This is a genomic window from Neorhizobium huautlense, assembly GCF_030811685.1.
GTDB classification, from domain to species: Bacteria; Pseudomonadota; Alphaproteobacteria; order Rhizobiales; family Rhizobiaceae; genus Neorhizobium; species Neorhizobium huautlense_A.
Genome location: NZ_JAUSRF010000012.1, coordinates 93,299 through 114,259, shown reverse-complemented (window position 1 = coordinate 114,259; position 20,961 = coordinate 93,299). Strand labels below are relative to the sequence as shown.

General features: G+C 60.3%; 21 protein-coding genes. 9 read left to right on the top strand and 12 right to left on the bottom strand.

Going from position 1 to position 20,961, the window contains the following annotated elements; genetic code table 11:
* Positions 1 to 8: 8 nt before the first annotated feature.
* Positions 9 to 1,262, bottom strand: coding sequence for a sarcosine oxidase subunit beta family protein (locus tag J2T09_RS18180; RefSeq protein ID WP_306837237.1), 1,254 nt, complete (start codon positions 1,260 to 1,262; stop codon positions 9 to 11).
* Positions 1,263 to 1,531: 269 nt separating this feature from the next.
* On the opposite strand from J2T09_RS18180, the gene J2T09_RS18175 reads away from it, so the two are divergent.
* From J2T09_RS18175 to sciP, 3 genes are all read left to right on the top strand, one after another.
* Positions 1,532 to 2,557, top strand: coding sequence for a DUF2793 domain-containing protein (locus J2T09_RS18175; RefSeq protein WP_306837235.1), 1,026 nt, complete (start codon positions 1,532 to 1,534; stop codon positions 2,555 to 2,557).
* A gap of 264 nt (positions 2,558 to 2,821) precedes the next feature.
* A complete protein-coding gene (locus J2T09_RS18170) occupies positions 2,822 to 3,538 on the top strand; it encodes a sugar transferase (protein ID WP_373458514.1) in 717 nt (238 codons plus the stop codon).
* Between the two features lie 188 nt (positions 3,539 to 3,726).
* Positions 3,727 to 4,002, top strand: coding sequence for a CtrA inhibitor SciP (gene sciP / locus J2T09_RS18165; protein ID WP_112733674.1), 276 nt, complete (start codon positions 3,727 to 3,729; stop codon positions 4,000 to 4,002).
* A gap of 44 nt (positions 4,003 to 4,046) precedes the next feature.
* On the opposite strand, the gene J2T09_RS18160 is transcribed toward sciP, so the two are convergent.
* Together J2T09_RS18160 and J2T09_RS18155 are read right to left on the bottom strand one after the other, a co-directional pair.
* Entirely contained in the window at positions 4,047 to 4,538 is a 492-nt protein-coding gene (locus tag J2T09_RS18160; RefSeq protein ID WP_306837231.1) for a paraquat-inducible protein A, read from the bottom strand.
* 141 nt (positions 4,539 to 4,679) lie between these two features.
* Positions 4,680 to 5,033 (bottom strand): flagellar export protein FliJ, encoded by a 354-nt coding sequence (locus J2T09_RS18155; protein ID WP_306837229.1) that lies wholly within the window; start codon positions 5,031 to 5,033, stop codon positions 4,680 to 4,682.
* 440 nt (positions 5,034 to 5,473) lie between these two features.
* Here J2T09_RS18155 and ctrA point away from each other — a divergent pair, with 440 nt between their 5' ends.
* Positions 5,474 to 6,175, top strand: a complete 702-nt coding sequence (gene ctrA / locus J2T09_RS18150; RefSeq protein ID WP_112733668.1) for a response regulator transcription factor CtrA — start codon at positions 5,474 to 5,476, stop codon at positions 6,173 to 6,175.
* Positions 6,176 to 6,330: 155 nt separating this feature from the next.
* Here the strand turns inward: ctrA and J2T09_RS18145 are convergent, their stop codons facing one another.
* Positions 6,331 to 6,693 (bottom strand): response regulator, encoded by a 363-nt coding sequence (locus J2T09_RS18145; protein ID WP_306837225.1) that lies wholly within the window; start codon positions 6,691 to 6,693, stop codon positions 6,331 to 6,333.
* A 97-nt stretch (positions 6,694 to 6,790) separates the two neighbouring features.
* Positions 6,791 to 7,438, bottom strand: coding sequence for a histidine phosphotransferase ChpT (gene chpT, locus J2T09_RS18140; protein ID WP_306837223.1), 648 nt, complete (start codon positions 7,436 to 7,438; stop codon positions 6,791 to 6,793).
* 238 nt (positions 7,439 to 7,676) lie between these two features.
* Between chpT and J2T09_RS18135 the strand changes: the two genes are divergently transcribed.
* Together J2T09_RS18135 and J2T09_RS18130 are read left to right on the top strand one after the other, a co-directional pair.
* Positions 7,677 to 8,276: a DUF1134 domain-containing protein gene (locus J2T09_RS18135; RefSeq protein WP_306837221.1), complete on the top strand. Its 600-nt coding sequence runs from the start codon at positions 7,677 to 7,679 to the stop codon at positions 8,274 to 8,276.
* 402 nt (positions 8,277 to 8,678) lie between these two features.
* Entirely contained in the window at positions 8,679 to 9,854 is a 1,176-nt protein-coding gene (locus tag J2T09_RS18130; RefSeq protein ID WP_306837218.1) for a hypothetical protein, read from the top strand.
* 3 nt (positions 9,855 to 9,857) lie between these two features.
* Here J2T09_RS18130 and J2T09_RS18125 read toward each other — a convergent pair whose 3' ends face one another.
* Together J2T09_RS18125 and J2T09_RS18120 are read right to left on the bottom strand one after the other, a co-directional pair.
* The gene (locus J2T09_RS18125; protein WP_306837216.1) at positions 9,858 to 10,694 is read right to left on the bottom strand and encodes a TrmH family RNA methyltransferase; all 837 of its coding nucleotides are present in this window, start codon (positions 10,692 to 10,694) and stop codon (positions 9,858 to 9,860) included.
* Positions 10,694 to 11,083, bottom strand: a complete 390-nt coding sequence (locus J2T09_RS18120) for a hypothetical protein (protein ID WP_306837213.1) — start codon at positions 11,081 to 11,083, stop codon at positions 10,694 to 10,696. The genes J2T09_RS18125 and J2T09_RS18120 overlap by 1 nt, the downstream gene beginning before the upstream one ends.
* Before the next feature lie 41 nt (positions 11,084 to 11,124).
* On the opposite strand from J2T09_RS18120, the gene J2T09_RS18115 reads away from it, so the two are divergent.
* Positions 11,125 to 12,150 (top strand): RluA family pseudouridine synthase, encoded by a 1,026-nt coding sequence (locus J2T09_RS18115; RefSeq protein WP_306837211.1) that lies wholly within the window; start codon positions 11,125 to 11,127, stop codon positions 12,148 to 12,150.
* A 417-nt stretch (positions 12,151 to 12,567) separates the two neighbouring features.
* Positions 12,568 to 13,470, top strand: a complete 903-nt coding sequence (rpoH, locus tag J2T09_RS18110) for an RNA polymerase sigma factor RpoH (RefSeq protein WP_306837209.1) — start codon at positions 12,568 to 12,570, stop codon at positions 13,468 to 13,470.
* Positions 13,471 to 13,532: 62 nt separating this feature from the next.
* On the opposite strand, the gene J2T09_RS18105 is transcribed toward rpoH, so the two are convergent.
* From J2T09_RS18105 to J2T09_RS18090, 4 genes are all read right to left on the bottom strand, one after another.
* Entirely contained in the window at positions 13,533 to 14,954 is a 1,422-nt protein-coding gene (locus tag J2T09_RS18105) for a PepSY-associated TM helix domain-containing protein (protein WP_306837207.1), read from the bottom strand.
* A 134-nt stretch (positions 14,955 to 15,088) separates the two neighbouring features.
* The gene (locus tag J2T09_RS18100) at positions 15,089 to 15,505 is read right to left on the bottom strand and encodes a hypothetical protein (RefSeq protein WP_306837205.1); all 417 of its coding nucleotides are present in this window, start codon (positions 15,503 to 15,505) and stop codon (positions 15,089 to 15,091) included.
* 156 nt (positions 15,506 to 15,661) lie between these two features.
* Positions 15,662 to 18,181 (bottom strand): hypothetical protein, encoded by a 2,520-nt coding sequence (locus J2T09_RS18095; RefSeq protein ID WP_306837204.1) that lies wholly within the window; start codon positions 18,179 to 18,181, stop codon positions 15,662 to 15,664.
* 65 nt (positions 18,182 to 18,246) lie between these two features.
* A complete protein-coding gene (locus J2T09_RS18090; protein ID WP_306837202.1) occupies positions 18,247 to 19,545 on the bottom strand; it encodes an adenylosuccinate synthase in 1,299 nt (432 codons plus the stop codon).
* A gap of 199 nt (positions 19,546 to 19,744) precedes the next feature.
* Here J2T09_RS18090 and J2T09_RS18085 point away from each other — a divergent pair, with 199 nt between their 5' ends.
* Positions 19,745 to 20,641, top strand: a complete 897-nt coding sequence (locus J2T09_RS18085; RefSeq protein WP_306837200.1) for a DMT family transporter — start codon at positions 19,745 to 19,747, stop codon at positions 20,639 to 20,641.
* A 3-nt stretch (positions 20,642 to 20,644) separates the two neighbouring features.
* On the opposite strand, the gene J2T09_RS18080 is transcribed toward J2T09_RS18085, so the two are convergent.
* Positions 20,645 to 20,941, bottom strand: a complete 297-nt coding sequence (locus J2T09_RS18080) for a hypothetical protein (RefSeq protein WP_306837199.1) — start codon at positions 20,939 to 20,941, stop codon at positions 20,645 to 20,647.
* Between the last annotated feature and the right edge of the window lie 20 nt (positions 20,942 to 20,961).

The window sequence follows — 20,961 nt, the reverse complement described above, 5'->3', positions numbered from 1 at the left end:
TTGCATCATCAATGAATGTTCGGCTGCGGGCCCTTGCCCGCCTCGTCCACGGCATAACCGCGCTCGAAACGGTCAAGCCGCAATGCGCGCGCCACATGGTGCGGTTCGTTTCTGGCGATCAGATGGGCGAAACAGAAGCCCGACGCCGGCGTCGCCTTGAAACCGCCGTAACACCAGCCGGCGTTGAGATAGAGGTTTTCGATCGGCGTGCGGTCGATGATCGGCGAACCGTCCATCGACATGTCCATCACCCCGCCCCATGAGCGCAACACCCGAAGACGCGACAGGCCGGGGATCAGCGATACGCCCTCCTCCATGGTCGATTCCACGATGGCGAGATTGCCGCGCTGCGCATAGGAGGAATAATAATCGATATCGGCGCCAAACACCAAACCGCCCTTGTCGGACTGCGATATATAGAAGTGGCCGCCGCCGTAGACGATGACATTGTCGATGACAGGTTTGATGCCTTCCGACACGAAAGCCTGGAGCACATGCGTTTCGATCGGCAGGCGCAGATCGGCCATGCGCGCCGTCTCGGAGGAATGGCCCGCTGTCGCCAGCGCCAGCTTGTTGCAGCCGATAAAGCCTTTAGAGGTCTCGACGCCCGTCACCCTGCCCTTATCGTCGCGGCGAATGGCGGAGACTTCGCAATGCTGGATGATATCGACACCGTGGCTGTCGGCACCGCGCGCATATCCCCAGGCGACCGCATCATGCCGCGCCGTGCCGCCGCGCTTCTGCAACAGCCCGGCCTTGATCGGGAAACGCGCGTGATCGTAGTTGAGGTATGGCATCATTTTCTGCAGGTCTTCGCGATCCAGCAGTTCGGCATCGACACCATGCATGCGCATGGCATTGCCACGCCGCGCAAAGGCGTCGCGCTGGCCATCGGAATGGGCCAGCATCATCACGCCGCGCTGGCTGACCATGGCATTATAGTTGAGGTCCGCCTCCAGCCCTTCCCACAGTTTCAGCGAGAACTCGTAGAACGGAATATTGCCCTCGAGCAGATAATTGGAGCGCACGATCGTGGTGTTGCGCCCTACATTACCGGAGCCGATATAACCCTTTTCCAGCACGGCAATATTCTTGATGCCGAATTCCTTGGCCAGATAATAGGCGGTTGAGAGACCATGCCCGCCGCCGCCGACGATGATCACATCATAATGCGGCTTGGGCTGCGGTTCGCGCCATGCCGGTTTCCAGCCGCGATTGCCCGACAGCGCGTGGCGGAGAATGGAAAGGGCGGAATAACGCATGCGAAGGTCCTGTTTTCAAACGCGGCCAACATGCGCATAAGCGCTTCCAAGAACAAGCGCAAACCCGGTCACAACATTCTGTTTGCGACCATTTTTCACGGCCGGCGGAGAAAAATCACCGTTTCCGGTCCGTTTTTCGCAGCCCAATGGAGCGTGGACGTTTTCGACACCCGACTGAACCTTTTCAATCACTTGGTCCTGAGTTCATCCACGCATTCCGCGCCGAACCTAAAATGCCGTCTGTTCAACCTCGTCAAAGGAGACGACACATGGCAGACCGCACGACAAACCTTTCCATGCCCTTCACCCTTCCGTCGCAGGCCCAGAAACACGTCACCCATAACGAAGCCCTGCAGGCGCTCGATGCCATCGTGCAACTGACTGTCGAAGGCGAGGCAACCGCGCCGCCGGCCAATCCGACAGAGGGCTCCCGCTTTGTCGTCGACCCCCATGCGACCGGCGACTGGGTCGGCCATGACGGGCATATCGCCGCCCGGCAGGATGGCGCATGGACATTCCTGCTCCCAAAGGAAGGCTGGCTCGCCTGGTTCAGGGGCGCGCAGACACTGAAGATCTTTTATGGCTCCGCCTGGAATGACCTGCAGCCGGCTGATGCCGACCCCGCCATGCTCGGCATCAACACAAGTGCCGACAGCCACAACCGGTTGGCAGTCGCCTCGGAGGCCAGCCTTTTCACGCATGTTGGCCACGGACATCAGGTCAAGGTCAACAAAGCTGCAACCACCGATACAGCGAGCCTGCTTTTCCAGTCTAACTGGACGGGTTACGCCGAAATGGGACTTGCCGGTGACAACGACTTTTCGATCAAGGTCGGCAATGGCACGAACTGGGTGACAGCACTGAAAATCCGTCAAAACGGCACGGTCAGCCAGCCGCAACGGCCGATGGGGCGCGCCTACAGGGATATCGGGGTTGCAGCGCAGGCGGCTGGCAGCGACAGTGGCTTCACCATACTGGATCAGGTTCAGGGCAGCGTTTCGCTCTCCACCACGATCGTCAATGCCGAGCGAGCGTTGCGGGTACCTGCCGATGGCATATATCTGCTGTCCCTGCTGTCGACGGCAACCTCTTCAAGCGGGCATGCCGTCAGCCTGATGAGGAACAGGGCACAATCTCTGTTCACCCTGTGGTCACCGGCCGTAGCGCCCCTAACCGTCGGTCACACGCAGATCAGTGTTCTGGCGGCAGGCGATGAGCTATCGCTGCGGCACAGCGGAACGGCACAGTTATACAATGCGGCGGGATTGTGCCAACTGACCCTCGCCATGCTTTAAAACGGCCCGCCATGGTTTGGACGCATCGGCACTCCAAAGTGGTATGAACAACCACAACCCAGATGAAACATGGGGATGCCGGACATCGCCTAAAATTTGAATCAAGGCTGTCATGAAATTGCTGCAATGCAAAAATATCCCAATGAATTCATGACAGCCTTAATTGATCCCTAATCAAGCGGGTTGAGCAGTCCTGAGTTTGTGTTATATCGGGACCGAGACAAACGATTGAAAACATAGATAACGCAGGGGAATGTCGTGAGCATATCCGATCTCCACAAAAGCGCCGCCTATGCCACCGTCCGGAGTCGCGAACCTTTCGCGGTTGCGAAAAGCAACAGTCGCGCCGTTGCATTCTCCAAACCTCGCCTGAAATCCGGGCACCTCGCCGCCAAGCGTGCTGTCGATATTTCCGTCTCCTTGATGGCGTTGATTGCGCTCGCCCCGCTGCTCTTGGCGGTTGCCGTTCTGATCAAGCTCGACAGCCCCGGTCCGGTGCTTTTCCGCCAGACCCGCTGGGGCAAGGATTGCAGCAAGATCCGGGTCTACAAGTTCCGTTCCATGCGCACCGACCTCGGGGATTCCACCGGCGTTGCCCAGACGGTCAAGAACGATCCGCGCATCACCAAGATCGGCGCCATCCTGCGCAAGACCAATATCGATGAGCTGCCGCAGCTCCTGAACGTGCTGAAGGGCGACATGTCGCTGGTCGGTCCGCGTTGCCATGCGATCGGCATGCTGGCCGCCGGCATTCCTTACGAGGATCTGGTGCCGGATTACCATCGCCGCCACATGGTCAAGCCGGGCATGACGGGCCTCGCCCAGATGCGCGGCCTGCGCGGCCCGACGGATCGCCCCGGCAAGGCCCGTGCCCGCATCGCCTGCGACCTGCATTATATCGACAAGTTTTCCGTCTGGTTCGATATCCGCATCATGGTCGGCACCGTCTTGTCCGAACTGCGCGGCGGCAAGGGTTTCTGAGCCCTGCCCTCTCCCAGATTTTCCCTGCAAACAAAAAGCGCTCCCTCCAGGGCGCTTTTTTTCTGATTTTTTCCGTTATTGGCTCAACTTTTCCACAGCAGGGACAAAATCCCGTGAACCGCTTAGGTAAATGTTAAAACTGCGGCTCTACGCTCCTCCTCGTGGTCTTGAGTAGTGTAGAGAGTCCAATGACCGAAATGATACGACCCCGGGTTAAATATGTCATCGGACCCGATGGCAGCCCACTGACGATTGCTGACCTGCCCCCGGCCGATACGCGCCGTTGGGTCATCCGTCGCAAGGCTGAAGTGGTTGCTGCGGTCCGTGGTGGCCTGTTGAGCCTGGAAGAAGCCTGTGAGCGTTACACGCTGACAGTTGAGGAGTTCCTGTCCTGGCAGGCCTCCATTAACGATCACGGCCTTGCCGGCCTGAGAACAACCCGTATCCAGCAGTATCGTCACTGATCACTGCCATTGCCGAATTTGGCCTGCTTTAACCCCTCTCGACCTCAGGGCCGCGAGGGGTTCTGCTTTTTAAGCCGCCGTTTCATCAGCGCATGCCGCTCCCAAAGTGGCAGAAGAGCCGCGGAAATCAGCGTCGAGCCGGCGTAGAACCAGAGACCCGGCTGCGTTATCGCCTCCGCCAGACCGCTGGTCTTGGCCGCGAAAACCACGATCGCCACCAGCATCACATCCATCATCGACCATTTGGAAAGATGCGGCATCAACCGTCCGAGCCGGCTGCGCTTCAACTGCCCTTCCCCGCGCAAGGCACCAACTGCCAGCACGGCCAGTTTCAGGATCGGAAACAGGATGGAAAATCCGCCGACCAGAAGCGCAAGCAGAATATCGCCACCCACCCAAAGGGACGAAACGATGCCAATAAGTGAAGGCGTCTTCGTGAAAAAGTAAAAACTGTCGAAGCGCATGATCGGCAGGAAAAGGCCGAGCAGCAGGAAAACGGCTGCGACAAATATCAAGAGAAGTTTCGGCAGGTCCATCAAATGCTCCGGTCATAACGTGACCGGATATAGCGCATGATGCGGCCGCAAGACAGCCGACAAAAACGACAACGGGCCCGGCAGGAAAACCTGCCCGGCCACGTTAACGAAATCAATCCGGCAAAACGGCTCGGAAAACCTTTAGGCGCGGGCGCGCTGGTTGCCGACGTCGCGCTCTTCCAGCGCCGTTGCCTTGGAAAGTTCTGCCTGGGCTTCTTCAAGCGCCAGTTCGGCAGCGTCCTGCTGGGTTTTCAGCTCTCGGATCGAAACCTGGAGATTGTCCGCCCGCTGCCGTGCCGCCTTTGCGAAGGTCGGATAGGCAAAATGGCTTGAATCGGTAATTCCCGACTTCTTTTCCTCAAGCGTGATCTGGTGTTCCAGCTCTTTCGCCATTCTTTCAAATTCCGCCATCATCATCTGCAACTGCTGCAGCTGGCGGCGTTTGTCATTCACCTGAAATTCTTTCAGGCGAACCAGACTGTCACGCGATTTCATACGCAATACTCCCGTGGATAGCGAGACCCCGGCCAATTCACAAACATGCCTGTGTCCGAGCTGATACAGATAGGACCAAAAAAATTTCCACGACGTTAATAAAATTTCGGTCGCGGTAACCTTTCGTTTACGGGCATCGTTAATGATAAATCCGATCGCTTAAGGGTCAGTAAATGCCATGGTCGATTTTCGACGAACGACAATGACGAGTCGTATGAATCACTTAGCGCAATTTCCTCGCGTTATGATTCAGGTTTTGGCGGTGACGGATTCTCAATTGAAATCAGGCCAGTACCAATTTTGTTTAACAAATTCCTGTACCTTGCCAACACGAGTCAGAGTTTGTTAACCATTTGGTGGCAGCCTCCAAATCAGGCAACGACTGGATCCGGTGCGCGTTAGGGGGTTGCAAACCTTTCGCGGCGGTAAAGGGGAAAAACATGCGGGTTCTATTGATCGAAGACGACAGCGCAACAGCTCAGAGCATCGAGCTTATGCTGAAGTCCGAAAGTTTTAACGTTTACACCACCGATCTCGGTGAAGAGGGCGTCGATCTCGGCAAACTCTATGACTACGACATCATCCTTCTGGATCTTAACCTGCCGGACATGTCCGGTTACGAAGTGCTGCGGACGCTGCGCCTCTCGAAGGTCAAGACCCCGATTCTGATCCTGTCGGGCATGGCGGGCATCGAAGACAAGGTACGAGGCCTTGGTTTCGGCGCAGACGACTACATGACCAAGCCGTTCCACAAGGACGAACTGGTTGCACGTATTCACGCTATCGTTCGTCGCTCCAAGGGTCACGCCCAGTCGATCATCATCACCGGTGAACTGATCGTCAATCTGGACGCCAAGACCGTTGAAGTCGGTGGCCAGCGCGTCCACCTGACGGGCAAGGAATACCAGATGCTGGAGCTGCTTTCGCTCCGCAAGGGCACCACGCTCACCAAGGAAATGTTCCTGAACCACCTTTATGGCGGCATGGACGAACCGGAACTGAAGATCATCGACGTTTTCATCTGCAAGCTGCGCAAGAAGCTCGCAAATGCCGCCGATGGCGCCAACTACATCGAAACCGTCTGGGGCCGCGGCTATGTGCTGCGCGAGCCGGATGGCGCGGAATACGCCGAAACGGCCTGATAGAAATATCGGAATTCCCCTTCCGCAAGGCCCGCGCGAACGTCATCGCGCGGGCCTTTGCACGTTCAGGGCAAGCCCAACGGCAAAATGATATACACAAAAAAGCCGGGCACGTTTCTCAACGTCCCGGCTTTCGTCGTTTTATATTCTTGAAATCAGGCGGCGATCGCCAGGTTGGCGAAAACCGAGGACAGGATCTTGCGATCGAACGGCTTCAGCAGGAAATCGTCGGCACCAGCACGTTTGCCCTGCATCATCTTGCGCAGGTCTGCCTCGATCACGCAGTAATAGATGCGCACCTTGTCGCCATTCGGAATGGCGCGGACACCGGTGATCAGTTCCAGCGCGCCATCAAGGCCAGCATCAACGACCAGCACGAGCGGAAGCTCCGCCTTGCAACGCTGCAAGGCCTCGCCTGCGCTCGCAGCTTCAGAAACCATGAAATTGAGTTCAGTGAGGATGCGCTTTGCAACCGTCCGCACGATATCGGAACTGTCGGCGATCATCAGACGCTGCATGGTGGACTCCTCAATGAATCCGGCCTTCGGACGAAGCACCGGATTCTGATCCTAACGGAGGCCCAACTAATGAATGGTTACCGAACAGCCCTACAAATCACGCGATTGCGGTTTCCGCGATAAAGGCGATCTTATCTTCGAAGACCACGTGTTTGAGGTCCATACCGGCCTCTTCGGCCAGCAGCACCGTGTAATAGGGCTGGATCGAATGGGCATCGACCGCCTCTTCCATGTTGCCAGAGCAGATCTCGATGAATTTCGGCGGCACGCGCAGCATGCGGCCCTTGGTCGTGATGGTGAATTTTGCGTCGGTTTCCGGGTTTTCGAGGATCACCTCGAGGCTGCCGCCGCGCGGGATCGAGCCATAGGCAACCATGAACAGGTTGAGCAGCAGCTTTACGCGGTTCTTCGGGATGATCGCGCGCGGTCCGGTCCAGGTCACTTCGACCTTCTTGTCCGCACCCGCAAAATCCTTGGCTGCCTTTTCCGCTTCGCCGGTATCGATCGACGCGCCGACAGAGCCGGAGGCACCGAAGGCAAGGCGGGCAAACTTCAGGCGAACCGAGGCGTTCAGCGCCGAAGCGCGGATCAGGTCCAGCGCCTCTTCATCGGTGCCGCCCTCATCCAGCAGTTCGAGGCCATTGTTAATGGCGCCGACCGGCGAAATGACGTCGTGGCAGACACGGCTGCACAGGAGAGATGCGAGGTCGGCACCGCTCAAGGTGAGGTTGGGGTTCTTCGGCATCGGGAGTTCCTGTTGTTTAAAATGTTACAGCATCCTTCATGCGCCTTATATTTGGCGCACGGCGCTGCAATGTCGGCCGCGAATGGCGAGAACCTGAGCACGCCAACGTTGCGCGAGAATGACGTCAGCGTTGCGCCTTAAGAACACCATTTTTGGTAAACCGATTGTTAACACCATCGCCTCAAGATGGTTAGACCGCTATATGCGACTAGATTCGATGCAAACCACGGAAAGAACGATGCGCCCGAGCAAATTTTACGCCATCGCCCGCCTGGGTTTTCAGAGCCTGCTTGCCCCTGTTCTTGCAATGCCTCTTGCCCTCCCCACCGTTGCCGCCGCCCAACAGCAAAACGGCGAGCAGTATACGGCACAGGAAATCGTCGACGCCGGACACAGCTTCTTCGGCAATGCCAGCGGCGGCCTCGCCAAGGTGGTCGAACGCGCCTTCCAGCAGAATGGCTTGCCGAACGGTTACATCCTCGGCCAGGAAGGCTCCGGCGCCTTCATCGCCGGCCTCACCTATGGCGAAGGCCAGCTCTATACCAAGAATGCCGGCCAACATCCGGTCTTCTGGCAGGGACCGTCGCTCGGCATCGATTACGGTGGCCAGGGCACCCGCGCCATGATGCTTGTTTATGACCTGCCCGCGATCGATTCGCTTTATGCCCGTTACGGTGGCGTCAGCGGTTCGGCCTTCGTCATCGCCGGCGTCGGCATGACGGTGCTGAAAAACCGCAATGTCGTGCTGGTGCCGATCCGCACCGGCGTCGGCGCGCGCCTCGGCGTCAATGTCGGCTATCTCAAGCTGACGCGGAACCCCACCTGGAATCCATTCTGATTCTTGTTAGAGCGGTTCATTGTTAAATGGAAACAGTTCTGCCGGAGCAGTTTTTCGTCGGGGCAGTGGCGATTGGCGAAGCGCATACCTCACGGGTACGTGCGAGCCGATCGCCGCTGATCCCGGCGGAAAGATGCCCGGCCCTTCGGGTTGGCTGAAACGGGCCGTCTGATCGCATGGCCGGCTTGGCCGTATGCTTTGGCTACGACACGCGCCGGCCATGCGACCACCCAACTCCGTTTGAGCCAACAGAACTGATTCCATATAACAATGAACCGCTCTACCTCACTTTCGCCTTTTCGCCGTGCGAAGCGCTTGCCGCCTCGCACAGCTCATGCTTAGTCTATACTTGGCAAAAGACGGTAATAGGCTCGATATTCAAGACTGCGGGATGGCCCTGACGTGATTCAATTTGCCCTGTTGTTCGGCCTCGGCTTCCTGACCGCCGTTCTTCTCGCAATGATTCTTGCGCCCGCCATCCATCGGCGTATCGTCCGGTATACGGAAAACCGCATCCAGGCGACGATGCCGATCAGCCCGCAGGAAGTGCGCGCCCAGCGCGACATGGCCCGGGCGGTTTATGCCGCCGAAAACGCCCGCACCAAGCAGGATCTCGTCAAGGCGCGCGACAAGGCCGTGGCGCTGCAACTGCGTTATGACGGCATTACCGGCGATGCCGCCCGCCTTCAGTCGGAAAATCACGAACTGCAGATGCAGATCGACGACATGGACACGGAAGCATCCGATCTGCGCTCGCGCCTGCGCCGCGAGGATGTCTATATCCAACAGCTGCGTGCCGCCCTGCAGACGGTCGAGGATGCAGGTGCTGCCAAGGATCTCGAAATCGAGACGCTGCACAAGCGGGTGATGAAACTCGGGGCCGATCTCGACAATCTGACCATCGACCTATCGACCCGCGATACCGAGGTCGAGAACCTGAAATTCCGCGTTTCCGCCCTGCGCGACGAGCGCGACGCGCTGCGCCAAGACGTCAAGCTGGTCACCACGCGCGCCAAGGAAGCAGAGACCCGGCTGACGCAGGAAGAACACCGCACTCTCAGGCTCGAAGACAAGCTGGAACGCGAGATGGCCGAGCGTCACGACAAGGAAAACGCGATCGAGCGTCGCGATGTCGAGATCACGCGGCTGCGCGACAAGGTGAAGACCGCCAATTCCGAAACCCGCGCCGCCAATCGTGCGCTGAAGGCCGCCGGCATTGCCCTGCCCGCACCGAAAAAGAAGTCGGACGAACCGGAAAAGCCATCCGCGCTGCTTGCAGACGTTGCAAAAAACACCACCGATCTGGCCGAAATGGCGCAGGATATCCGCAATCGCGGTACCGCACTTGGCGAACGGCTGACAAAACCGCGCGGAAAAGGCGGGGATGATGCGATCCGCACCGAGATGGCATCGATCGCCGCCAGCATGGTGGCGCTGACGGCCGCCACCGAAGGCCTATCCTCACCGATCCACAAGCTGCTGGAAGAACCGGCCGGGCATTCCCACGAGGACCGCACCAGCCTTGCCGACCGTGCCCGTCAGGCCATTGCCGAACAGGCACAAACGGTCGACGCCTAAGAGTCAGATCTTCTGCTGGATGCGGGCGATTTCGTAAAGCGCGATACCCGTCGCCATGCCGGCATTGAGACTGTCGAGACCCGGGCGTTGCGAAATGCGCGCCGTGCCGAAGCGGTTCATCACGGTATCCGGCAGACCCTCGCCTTCCGTCCCCGTCACCAGCACGATGCCTTGGCTTTCGGGTGGAATGTCCCGCAAGTCCGATTGCCCGGATGGGGACAGGCCCCAGATCGACAGGCCGCGTTCCGCCAACCGCTCCAAGAGCGACAGGATCGAACCGCCCCGTGCATAAGGCACCGACAGGACAGAGCCGACGGAAACCCGCAGCGCCTTGCGATAAAGCGGGTCGCAGCAGGTCTCGTCCAGCAGCACCGCATCGGCCCCGAAGGCCGCGGCATTGCGGAACATCGCGCCGATATTGTCGTGATTGGAAATGCCGCAAGCGGCAACGACAAGTGCTTTTTTCGGCAGAGTGTCGATCAGGCTATCGAGATCCGGCTCGGCCATCCGCCGCCCGAGTGCCAGAATGCCCCGGTGCAGGTGAAAGCCGGCAATCGCATCGAGCACGCCGCCGCTTGCCACATAGGCCGGCACGTCGTCCGGCACGGTTGCCAGAATATCGCGTACACCATCGAGACGGTTTTCCAGGAGCAGGATCTTTTCGATCTCAAACGCCCCTGCCCCATGCGCGGCGGCGGCCATGCGCAGAACCACCGTGCCCTCGATGATGAAACGACCCCGCCGTCCGGCAAGGTCGCGTTCCTTGATATCGCGAAACTCCGCGATGCGGGGATCGGCCGGATCGTCGATCCGGGTAAGTCCGTTCCCCTCGACGCGCATCAGTGGCTGACGACCGTGACGTCGGCGATGACGCGGCCGACCGACAGGTCGAAAATCAGCGCCTTGGATGTGCCGTTGAGCTGGCCGTAGAAAAGGATCTGGTTGCCAGAATGCGAAACCGACTGCACAACGAAGCCGGCCGGCAAGCTGGCAGTGGCCGTCAGCGGCTGATCGGCCGGCACGGAAAGGCCACCGGAAACCTGGGTCGTGTTCTCCGCCTGCGGCGAAGGACGCGTCACCTTGTAGACAATGGCGCCGAGGACAGCCATAAGGCAGAGAAACATGACGCCGCCCGAAACGAGCTGCAGAATGATCATCTTGCGGCGGATGCGCTCCATGCCCGGATCGAGCGGCTCTTCCTGCTGGTCCTCGATTTGGGTCTTGGTCATTGAACGGTTCCTGCGTCAGATTTCTTGCATGGGATGAATAGATGAACGACCCCTTTAGCCAAGGCGAGCTGCCAAGGAAAGTCCTGACTGCGGGAGAAGATGCGGAAGGCCGCATCGATGCCTGGCTTGCAGCCGAGCTTGGCGGCGAATTTTCGCGCAATCGCCTCAAGGCGCTGATCGAACAGGGCGCCGTCAGCCTCAACGGAAAACCCTGCACGGAACCGAAAAAGAAGGTTTCCCCGGGCGATGTGATCGAGATCGCGCTGCCGGAGCCGGAAGACCCGGAGCCCAAGGGCGAGAACATTCCGCTGGAGGTTCTGTACGAAGACAATGACGTCATCGTTATCGCCAAGCCCGCAGGTCTCGTCGTGCATCCCGGCGCCGGCAACTGGACCGGCACGCTGGTCAATGCCCTGATCTACCATTGCGGCGACAGTCTTTCGGGCATCGGCGGCGTCAAACGCCCCGGCATCGTCCACCGGCTGGACAAGGAAACATCCGGCGTCATGGTGGCCGCCAAGAACGACGCCGCCCACCGCCATCTCTCCGACCAGTTCGCCGACCATGGCCGCACCGGCCCGCTCGAACGCGCCTATATGGCCGTCGTCTGGGGCCGTCCCAACGGTCTGAAGGGCACGATCGACGCGCCGCTCGGCCGCGCCAATGGCGACCGCACCAAACGTGCGGTGAAGAAGGAAGACAGCGACGACGCCCGTCACGCCATCACCCATTATCAGGTCATGGAGCGTTTTCACGAAAAGCCGGACGCCACCTCGCTGGCCGCGCTCATCGAGTGCCGTCTCGAAACCGGCCGTACCCACCAGATCCGCGTGCACATGGCGCATGTCGGCACGCCCCTGATCGGCGACCCGGAATATGCCGGCGGTTTCAAGACCAAGGTGAACACGCTGCCGGAAGAGGCACGCGGGGTTGTCGGCCGTTTCCCGCGCCAGGCGTTGCACGCCTTCCTGCTCGCCTTCGAACACCCGCGCACCGGCGAAGTGATGGAATTCGAAGCCCCGATCCCGGACGACATGGCGGAACTGATCGAAGCGCTGCGGGCGTGATCTGAACACGGATGACGATGCGAAACCGGCCGGGCCTTTTGTCCGGCCGATTTGTTTTGTGCCATTGGAACACCACGGCCGTTGACGCGTTTTGGAAACAGTCCGTCACCGCAATCCCTCAAGATCATCCGAGCAATCGATGAGGAAATGCGGTAGAAACGGTCCCAAGGAACAGCCGACCAGCCAGCGGAATTTCCGACTTTCACGATCCTTGCAAGCTTACGAATTTGTAATGATGTAACGCTCTCGTGAGGCATTGAATCACCGTTGTGCCGTACTTATCTGGTATCCGGGTCGGAGTGGGGTTGATGACATGACCCGCACCGAAGCGGCTTGCCTGCAAGGGTTTTGATGACGGCCATATAAGATGGCGTCAGCCCGAGGGAGCCGGCTAAAACGATCAGAAGGGGGTGCTTTATGGCCCGCAACAATCTGCCATCCATTACCGCCGGCGAAGGCGGTCTCAACCGTTATCTCGACGAAATCCGCAAGTTCCCGATGCTGGAGCCGCAGCAGGAATACATGCTCGCGAAACGTTACGCTGAGCATGGTGACCGCGATGCCGCCCACAAGCTGGTGACCAGCCACCTGCGTCTCGTCGCCAAGATCGCCATGGGTTATCGCGGCTATGGCCTGCCGATCGGCGAGGTCGTGTCCGAGGGTAACGTCGGCCTCATGCAGGCCGTGAAGAAATTCGATCCGGAACGCGGTTTCCGCCTGGCCACCTATGCCATGTGGTGGATCAAGGCCTCGATCCAGGAATATATCCTGCGTTCGTGGTCGCTGGTGAAGATGGGTACGACCGCCAACCAGAAGCGCCTGTTCTTCAACCTGCGCCGCCTCAAGGGCAAGCTGCAGGCGGTGGAAGACGGCGATCTGCGCCCCGATCAGGTCAAGGAAATCGCCACGACACTGAAGGTCTCCGAGGAAGAAGTCGTTTCGATGAACCGCCGCCTTTCCGGCGACGCTTCGCTGAACGCCCCGATCCGCGCGACGGAAGGCGAATCCGGCCAGTGGCAGGATTGGCTGGTGGACGATAGCGAGACCCAGGAACAGGTTCTCGTCGAGCAGGACGAACTCGATACCCGCCGCCGTATGCTGTCCAAGGCCATGGGTGTGCTGAACGAGCGCGAACGCCGGATTTTCGAGGCCCGTCGTCTGGCCGAAGAACCGGTGACGCTGGAAGAACTGTCGAGCGAATTCGACATTTCCCGCGAACGCGTTCGCCAGATCGAGGTTCGCGCCTTCGAAAAGGTGCAGGAAGCGGTCCGCAAGGAAGCGCTTGCACAGGCTCAGGCTCTGCGCGTCGTCGACGCGTAAGAGCATCCGACCTCAGACAAACAAGAGCCCGCGATTGATACCGCGGGCTCTTTTGTTTCGTTTTACCGCATGTCCGGTGGCATGTTGCGTTGCTCCGCCGCCATCATCTCCCCGAGCGCCGCGCGGAAAAAGTCGATCAGCAGAAACACCAGCAGGCTGACACCCATTACCGGCAGCGCCACGCCAAAAGCGACGGTCACCACCAGCGAGACCACCTTGGCGACCGGAGACATGTAGGAAAAGCTGCGGATCAGCGTGCGCACCGAACCGCCCGGCGCCGGACGGCGTGTCCACCACATGCGGTAACCGTAGATGATCATCGCCGTCAACGCGATGCCGAGCACCGCCATCAGAACCTGATTGGCGACACCGAACAACACGCCCATATGTGCATCGATTCCCCAGCGGATCAGCTTTGCGACGATCGGAAAGGTCTCGAAGTCCGCACGGCTGGTAACGGCAAAGCTGTTCGGATCGACGGCGATCGTATCCACCTGCGTGGGCCAGCTGCGATCATATTCACTGACGCGAAAAGCCTGATCCACCGTGCGCGGCGGCCGGATTTCGATCATCGGACTATCGATACCGGCAGCGCGGGCAGAGGCCACGACAGCATCGAAACGGCCCACCATATCGGCTTCCGAAACGGCCGGCGCGGTTTCCACCGCAGCCGCCATGCCATGCGCCGCATGTTCGCCGAGAACCGGCGCTTCCGCTGCGGGGTTGAGCGCCGTGGTGATCGCGGGTGTGACCCAGCCCACGGTGTTGCGGAACACATCGATATTGCCGCCGGCCCAGCGTGACCATGTCAGCCCGGTGGCGGAAAGAAACAGAAAACCGATCGCCGTCCAAAGGCCGATCAGTGTATGAAGCCGGCGCGACCGCTGGTGCGTGCTGACCTTCGCCCCGGCCGGTCTTTTCACCCCGCGCTGCCAGTACCAGAGCAACACGCCGCCAAGGATCGACACCCACAGCCACGAGGCGGCAAGCTCGCTGTAATGCCGGCCGATATCGCCGAGCAGCAGATTGCGATGCAGATAATCAAGCGTGATGCGGAACGGCAGGATGCCGCTGGTGCCATAGGTGATCAGCTCACCCTGCACGGCCAGCGACGCCGGATCGATAAACACCGTCCGCGTTTCGGATTCGCCAAGCCCCGGCTCTGTAAACATGACGCGTGTCGTGTGCGCCCCGTCCTTGGCCGGGCGAACGGCAAACAGTCGCGGCACCTCGCCGATCGATCCGCGCGCCGCGGTGATCTGCTCGGACAATGGACGCGCCGGGCCTTGTGTCTGCGCCACAAGCTGGTCGCGATAGAGAATGTTTTCGATCTGCGGCGTCAGCACATAAAGCGTACCGGTAATCGCCGCGACCAGCAGAAACGGGCCGACAAAAAGGCCGACGTAGAAATGCAGGCGGGTGAGAAAGGCGCGGATGGCGGCGCCATCCTGTGCCGTTGAAACAGTGCGGGATGCCGATGTCATGGCAAAACCCTCGGCAACGGCGGGAATGAAATCAGATGTTCAAGCGGGCGCTTCGGCTCCGCGGCAGAAAAACAGGGCATAAAACCTCTCCAGAGACAGGAACAGGCCGGACCAACGTCCGGCGGCCAACGTCGTCAGATGGAGATGGAAGGCGGGCCGCGTGCATCCTTGAACAGCCCGGCAGGTCGCGACGCGACAGGCACGGCATGCCATGCGGCGGCTTCGTCATTTTGCAGTAGTGGCCATTGCGGCGCCGGGATCGTCGGAAGATCGGTGGCGGCCACCTGAGCGGCAAACTGGCAGGCAGCCGAACAACATTCCGGATGTTCGGCCTTGCCGCCATGCTTGTGATGCACGGGCGCAGCGCTTGCGCTGTCATGATCGCCATGGGCATCGGCATGGCCGTCATGCGTGGCCGTATCGGTGGAACAGATGATCTGGGCTGCGGCCAACCGTTCGGCTGCGGCCATTGCCCCCAGCGCATGCGCGCCGATTGCGCCGTCGAGCATCATCATGAACGACAGCAGCAGGGCAAGAACCCCGCCGCTCATTCTGTCCGCGATGATTTGTCTAACGAAACGCATGCCTGTTCCATGGCATTTCGCAAGCATTCTGTCACTGCGTCAATTTTGTCCACCCAACGCAAAAGGCCGATCATATTGCTATGACAGGCCTTTCTGTTGTCTCGCTACTTTACTTGTTCCAGCTCACTGACCCGTCGAAGGCGTGGCGGTCGACCATTCGCGGATGGCCGTATTGAAGGCGCGAATGCCTTCCTGGCCCTTCTGCAGGGTCAGAAGCGCACGGCGACCGTTACGATAGGCCAGCGGAATGTCGAGCCAGTTCTTCGACCGCAGCAGTTCCATGTTGGTCGCGCGCGCATCCGGGAAATCGTTGAGCGCGATCATGTGGAAATCGTCGGTGATCTTGGCCGGAACAGCCACCAGCGGCGTACCGCGATCCTGCTCGGTATCCTTCATGGCGATGCGCTGAACGCTGTCGATGGCGCCGCCCTCGAAGTCCGGAGGAACCGAGAAGACGAGTTCGATCAGATGGCTCGCCGGCAGCGACGGGTCGGTATTGCGCTTGAAGGTGACAAGCGCCGTCAGGCCACGTCCGGGAATGTTTATGCGCGCCTGAACCGTCGGTTCCTGGCGGCCGTTTTCACCCGGCTCGGTCTGGAGAGACCACGAGACATTGCCTTCAACGGCGGTCGGTGCCGGCTGGCCCAGACGTTCTTCGTAGAGGAACATCTTTTCGCCGCTGACAGCAGCCGTATCGGCCGGATTGACGGCCGGTGCATTGGCCGGCGACGTGCCACCGGCGGCCGGGGCGGCCTCATTCGGCGTTGCCGCGGGCGTGCCGGGCGGGCTGTTCAGCTGCGCAACCGACTGGCCGCCACCACCTGCCGGCGGTCCACCGGCGCCTTCATCCACTTCAGTGCCGTTTGCCAGCAGGCGCTGGGTGAACTTCTGGCCGGATGTCGTGCCATCGGCGGCCGGCGGCGTTACGCCATTCGATGCCTGGCCGTTGGCCGGCGTGTCGTTTGCCGGCGGCGTCTGCTGGTTGGCAGGCGGCGTGCTCGTTGCAGGCGTTGTCTGCTGTGCCGTATCGGTATCCGAACCGCCGACACTGCCGATCATCTCACCGACCTTGTCCCAGTTCGACCAGGCGACATAACCGCCGCCGCCGATGATGACGAGGCCGAGAACGGCAAGGATGATCGGGCCAAAGCTGCGTTTCGGCTTCGGCTGGGCACGATACGGGCGCACCGGCGGCGGCATCATGTCGTCATGAAGCTCGTCGTCCTGTGCCGCCGGCGCCGTTTCGGCAGCAGCGGCGGCAGCCTTGTTGTAACCGATCAGCTCTTCCAGATCGTTCCACGGATCGGGATCGGCAGGTTTTGGCTGCGCCGCGGCAGCGCCAGCAGCAGCAACACCGGCCGCACCAACCGCCGCGACACCGGCCGTGGCAGAGGCATCGGGCTGGCCGCGCAGATATTCCTCGAACGGATCGTTGCCGGCCTGAAAGCCCTGCGGCGGAACGGCACCAAGGTCCGGCAGATCATCGACCGACGGCATCTTGGCCGTTGCAGCGGCACTGACCGGCGTTTCGAAATGCGCGTCGAAACTCTCGGCGGCAGGACGATCGTCGAATTTCTGCTCACCGAAAGCAAACGGAGCAGGCTCTTCGGTATGGCGCGGCAGTTCCACCGGATCGGCCCAGGCGGGCGTTGCCGGCAGCTCAGGCTCGGAATGCGGCACGCCGGCCGTCAGCCAGCTGGGTTCTTCCGACTTCGGCTTGTCGTCGAAATCGGCCATCGGCTCGACAAGGCGGGACACCGCGTGGCGCTGATCGCGATCTCCACCAAAGGCAGGCTCGCGCGTGTCGTCTGCAACTCCATGCGGCGAAGCGGGATCTTCCGGCCAGATCGGCGTCTGCTGCGGGAAAGTCGGTTCGTGCGCCGGGATCAGATGATCCGGCTCGTCCTGATAGGCCGGCGTCTCCGGCAGTTCGGCCTCGCGGCCGAAAGGCGGCTCGTCCGGGTAAGGCGCACTGACTGGCGTCGCCGGTTCGTCCCAGCGCGGAATTTCAGCCGGCTCGACGGGTGCCTGATCGTCATGGCGACGATAATCTTCGGCAGCGGCCTCTTCTACAGGCGCTTCATATTCTTCGGCACGATGCTCTTCGGCAAGCGGGGCGGCTGCGGGCTGCTGTTCCCATACCGGTGGTTCATAGGCCGGCGGTTCGTAGGCCGGCGGCTCATAGGCCGGCGGTTCATAGGCCGGCGGCTCATAGGCGGCAGGTTCGTAGGCAGCAGGCTCGTAAGCCTCCGCCTTGCGCTCCTCGTGCTCATAAGCGCTGTCGGAATAGGAGGATGCGGCATCATCCTCGACAGGTGCTGCAACGGGTTCCGCTTCCCGCGGAGGCTCGATGGCTTCAGGCACAGGGGCTTCAGGCGCAAGTGCAGCCGCGGCAACAGCGGGCGCGACATCAGGCTCCTTCGCCGGCAATGCTTCCGCATGTTCGGCCTCGACGGACGTGATCGCCGCCTCCAGCTTGTCCATCTGGCGGCGGAGCATGTCGTCCGACGGGCGCGGCTTCATGTTTTCGAGCTGTCGCTGGACAGCTCCACGCGCCTTTTCATACACCCGAAGCCGCATCTCGGGAGTATTGTTCGCCAGACCGTCTACCGCCCGGCGAATAACCGCTACAAAATCAGCCATCGATACTTTCTCTTGATCACTGACCCGAACATGGGGTCGCGTGAAAGATGTGTCAAACTAGGATATTAGTCCTCAAACGGGTCCGTCACAAGTATGGTGTCGTCCCGCTCAGGTGACGTGGAAAGTAGGGCGACGGGCGCGCCGATCAATTCCTCGACCTGACGGACGTATTTGATCGCCTGCGCCGGCAGGTCCGCCCACGAACGGGCACCGACAGTCGACTCTTTCCAGCCTTCCAGCGTGACATAGATCGGCTCGACGCGGGCCTGCGCCGCCTGAGAGGCCGGCAGGTGGTCGATGCGCTTGCCGTCGAGCATGTAGCCGACGCAGATCTTCAGTTCTTCGAGACCGTCGAGAACGTCGAGCTTGGTGAGCGCGATGCCGGTAATGCCGTTGGTGGCGACCGACTGGCGCACCAGCGCTGCGTCGAACCAGCCGCAACGGCGCTTGCGGCCCGTGACGGTGCCGAATTCATGACCCTTCTCGCCCAGGAACTGGCCGATCTCGTCGTTCAGCTCGGTCGGGAACGGACCTTCGCCGACGCGGGTCGTGTAAGCCTTGGTGATGCCGAGGATATAACCCAGCGAACCCGGGCCCATGCCCGAACCGGCGGATGCCTGGCCGGCAACGGTGTTGGACGAGGTGACGAACGGATAGGTGCCGTGGTCGATATCGAGCAGCGACCCTTGCGCGCCTTCGAACAGGATGCGCGAACCCTTGCGACGCTCCTTGTCGAGCAGTTCCCAAACGCTTTCCATGAAGGGCAGGATGCGGTCGGCAACCGAGGTCAGTTCATCCATGATCGTCTGATGTTCGACTTCGGCGGCACCGAAACCGCGACGAAGCGCATTGTGGTGCGTCAGAATACGCTCGACCTTGGCTTCCAGCGCATCGCGGTCGGCCAGGTCCATGACGCGGATGGCGCGACGGCCGACCTTGTCTTCGTAAGCCGGGCCGATGCCGCGGCGAGTGGTACCGATCTTGGTGCCGCTGTTGGAAGCCGCATCTTCGCGCATGCCGTCGAGTTCGCGGTGCAGCGACAGGATCAGTGTGGCGTTTTCAGCAATGCGCAGATTGTCCGCGGTCACGATGACGCCCTGCGCTTCGAGACGGCCGATTTCGGCGATCAGCGCATGCGGGTCGACAACGACGCCATTACCGATAACACCCTTCTTGCCCGGACGCACAACGCCCGACGGCAGAAGCGACAGCTTGTAGCTGACGCCATCGATGACGAGCGTATGGCCGGCATTGTGGCCTCCCTGGAAACGGACCACAATATCCGCACGTTCAGAAAGCCAGTCGACAATCTTGCCCTTGCCCTCGTCACCCCACTGGGAACCCACTACCACGACATTCGTCATTTCACGATATCCTGCCTTGCGGCGCAAGACGTTGCGCCTACTCAAACCGGCGCATCTATACTGTGCCACTGCGCGGAAAGCGACCGCTTTATCAACGTGGTTGTGGTTTTTACGTGACAAATCGCCAGCCACACCGGTAACTGCATCGCCGAAACAGCCGCAAAATGGCGCTGTTACAAGGTATTTCAGGAGGACATGCGTGCACGGCAGGGCTTATCTTTTTCTGATCATTGCTACGCTTTGCTGGGGCGGAAACGCCGTCATGGCCAAACTGGCGGTCGGCCATATCAGCCCGATGACCTTCACTTTCCTGCGCTGGGCGGTCGCCGTCACGGTGATTCTCGCCATCTCGCTGCCGCAGATCAAGAAGGACTGGCCGGTTGCGAAACAGCATCTGCCGGTGCTGATCTTCCTTGGCGCAATCGGTTACACCAGTTTCAACGCGCTGCTTTATTCCGCCGTTCATTACACGACCGCGATCAACGTCACGATCGAGCAGGCGGCCATCCCCTTCCTGATCTTCGTCGCCAATTTCGCACTTTTTCGTATACGCGTGTCCGTTGCCCAGATCTTTGGCTTCTCGCTGACGCTGCTCGGCGTCGCACTGACCGCCGCGCATGGCGATCTGGCCTCGCTGGTGACATTGAGCGTCAATTACGGTGACGGCCTGATGATCTTTGCCATCCTCGCTTATGCCGCCTACACGATCGCGCTGCGCTGGCGCCCACCGGTGGACTGGCGCACGCTGATGGCGATCCCGGCCATCGCTGCCCTTGTGTTCTCGATACCATTGATGGCGTGGGAATATTCAGCCGGCGACCTGATGATGCCGGATCTGACCGGCTGGGGCGCAACGCTCTATACCGGCATTTTTGCCTCGCTGGTGGCGCAGATCCTCTACATCAAGGGCGTGATCGAACTCGGCGCAAACCGCGCCGGGCTTTTCATCAATCTCGTGCCGGTGTTCGGCACACTTCTGTCGGTCGCCATCCTCGGCGAACAACTCTTTGCCTTCCACGTCATCGCGTTGACGCTATCGCTTGGCGGCATCGCCATTGCCGAACGCTGGAAACCGAAGGAACCGGCAGCGGCCTGAGAGCTATTCGATCGGGTATTCGAAACCATTCAGCACATCGCGAATGGCTGCCGGCGCCTCGCGATATTTTTTCCGCAAGCCTTGCAGCCGCGCATCGGTGCCTCGGCAATAACGGTCGAGCGCGGCTTCGATCTCGCGCCGGCGTTCGGCGTCATACGGCTCCTCGCCGCGAAAATGATCGCAGTTTTCGCGCTCGGTAACAAAGGTCTGGATATCGGCCGGCAATGGGGCAGGCAACGAGGCCGCCCATGCCGGAACGCTCCCCACCAGAAGAATGCAGGCGCAAGCCGGACGAAACATTCCCCCTCCTCTTCAGCGCC

What these genes read in the sequence shown, in the direction of transcription:
- J2T09_RS18100 (WP_306837205.1), bottom strand. Translation starts at nt 15,505, where the DNA reads ATGAGCGGCGGGGTTCTTGCCCTGCTGCTGTCGTTCATGATGATGCTC.
- J2T09_RS18115 (WP_306837211.1), top strand. Translation starts at nt 11,125, where the DNA reads ATGAACGACCCCTTTAGCCAAGGCGAGCTGCCAAGGAAAGTCCTGACT.
- J2T09_RS18135 (WP_306837221.1), top strand. Translation starts at nt 7,677, where the DNA reads ATGCGCCCGAGCAAATTTTACGCCATCGCCCGCCTGGGTTTTCAGAGC.
- J2T09_RS18160 (WP_306837231.1), bottom strand. Translation starts at nt 4,538, where the DNA reads ATGGACCTGCCGAAACTTCTCTTGATATTTGTCGCAGCCGTTTTCCTG.
- J2T09_RS18180 (WP_306837237.1), bottom strand. Translation starts at nt 1,262, where the DNA reads ATGCGTTATTCCGCCCTTTCCATTCTCCGCCACGCGCTGTCGGGCAAT.
- rpoH (WP_306837209.1), top strand. Translation starts at nt 12,568, where the DNA reads ATGGCCCGCAACAATCTGCCATCCATTACCGCCGGCGAAGGCGGTCTC.
- J2T09_RS18105 (WP_306837207.1), bottom strand. Translation starts at nt 14,954, where the DNA reads ATGACATCGGCATCCCGCACTGTTTCAACGGCACAGGATGGCGCCGCC.
- chpT (WP_306837223.1), bottom strand. Translation starts at nt 7,438, where the DNA reads ATGCCGAAGAACCCCAACCTCACCTTGAGCGGTGCCGACCTCGCATCT.
- J2T09_RS18095 (WP_306837204.1), bottom strand. Translation starts at nt 18,181, where the DNA reads ATGGCTGATTTTGTAGCGGTTATTCGCCGGGCGGTAGACGGTCTGGCG.
- sciP (WP_112733674.1), top strand. Translation starts at nt 3,727, where the DNA reads ATGACCGAAATGATACGACCCCGGGTTAAATATGTCATCGGACCCGAT.
- J2T09_RS18125 (WP_306837216.1), bottom strand. Translation starts at nt 10,694, where the DNA reads ATGCGCGTCGAGGGGAACGGACTTACCCGGATCGACGATCCGGCCGAT.
- J2T09_RS18120 (WP_306837213.1), bottom strand. Translation starts at nt 11,083, where the DNA reads ATGACCAAGACCCAAATCGAGGACCAGCAGGAAGAGCCGCTCGATCCG.
- J2T09_RS18090 (WP_306837202.1), bottom strand. Translation starts at nt 19,545, where the DNA reads ATGACGAATGTCGTGGTAGTGGGTTCCCAGTGGGGTGACGAGGGCAAG.
- ctrA (WP_112733668.1), top strand. Translation starts at nt 5,474, where the DNA reads ATGCGGGTTCTATTGATCGAAGACGACAGCGCAACAGCTCAGAGCATC.
- J2T09_RS18145 (WP_306837225.1), bottom strand. Translation starts at nt 6,693, where the DNA reads ATGCAGCGTCTGATGATCGCCGACAGTTCCGATATCGTGCGGACGGTT.
- J2T09_RS18155 (WP_306837229.1), bottom strand. Translation starts at nt 5,033, where the DNA reads ATGAAATCGCGTGACAGTCTGGTTCGCCTGAAAGAATTTCAGGTGAAT.
- J2T09_RS18080 (WP_306837199.1), bottom strand. Translation starts at nt 20,941, where the DNA reads ATGTTTCGTCCGGCTTGCGCCTGCATTCTTCTGGTGGGGAGCGTTCCG.
- J2T09_RS18175 (WP_306837235.1), top strand. Translation starts at nt 1,532, where the DNA reads ATGGCAGACCGCACGACAAACCTTTCCATGCCCTTCACCCTTCCGTCG.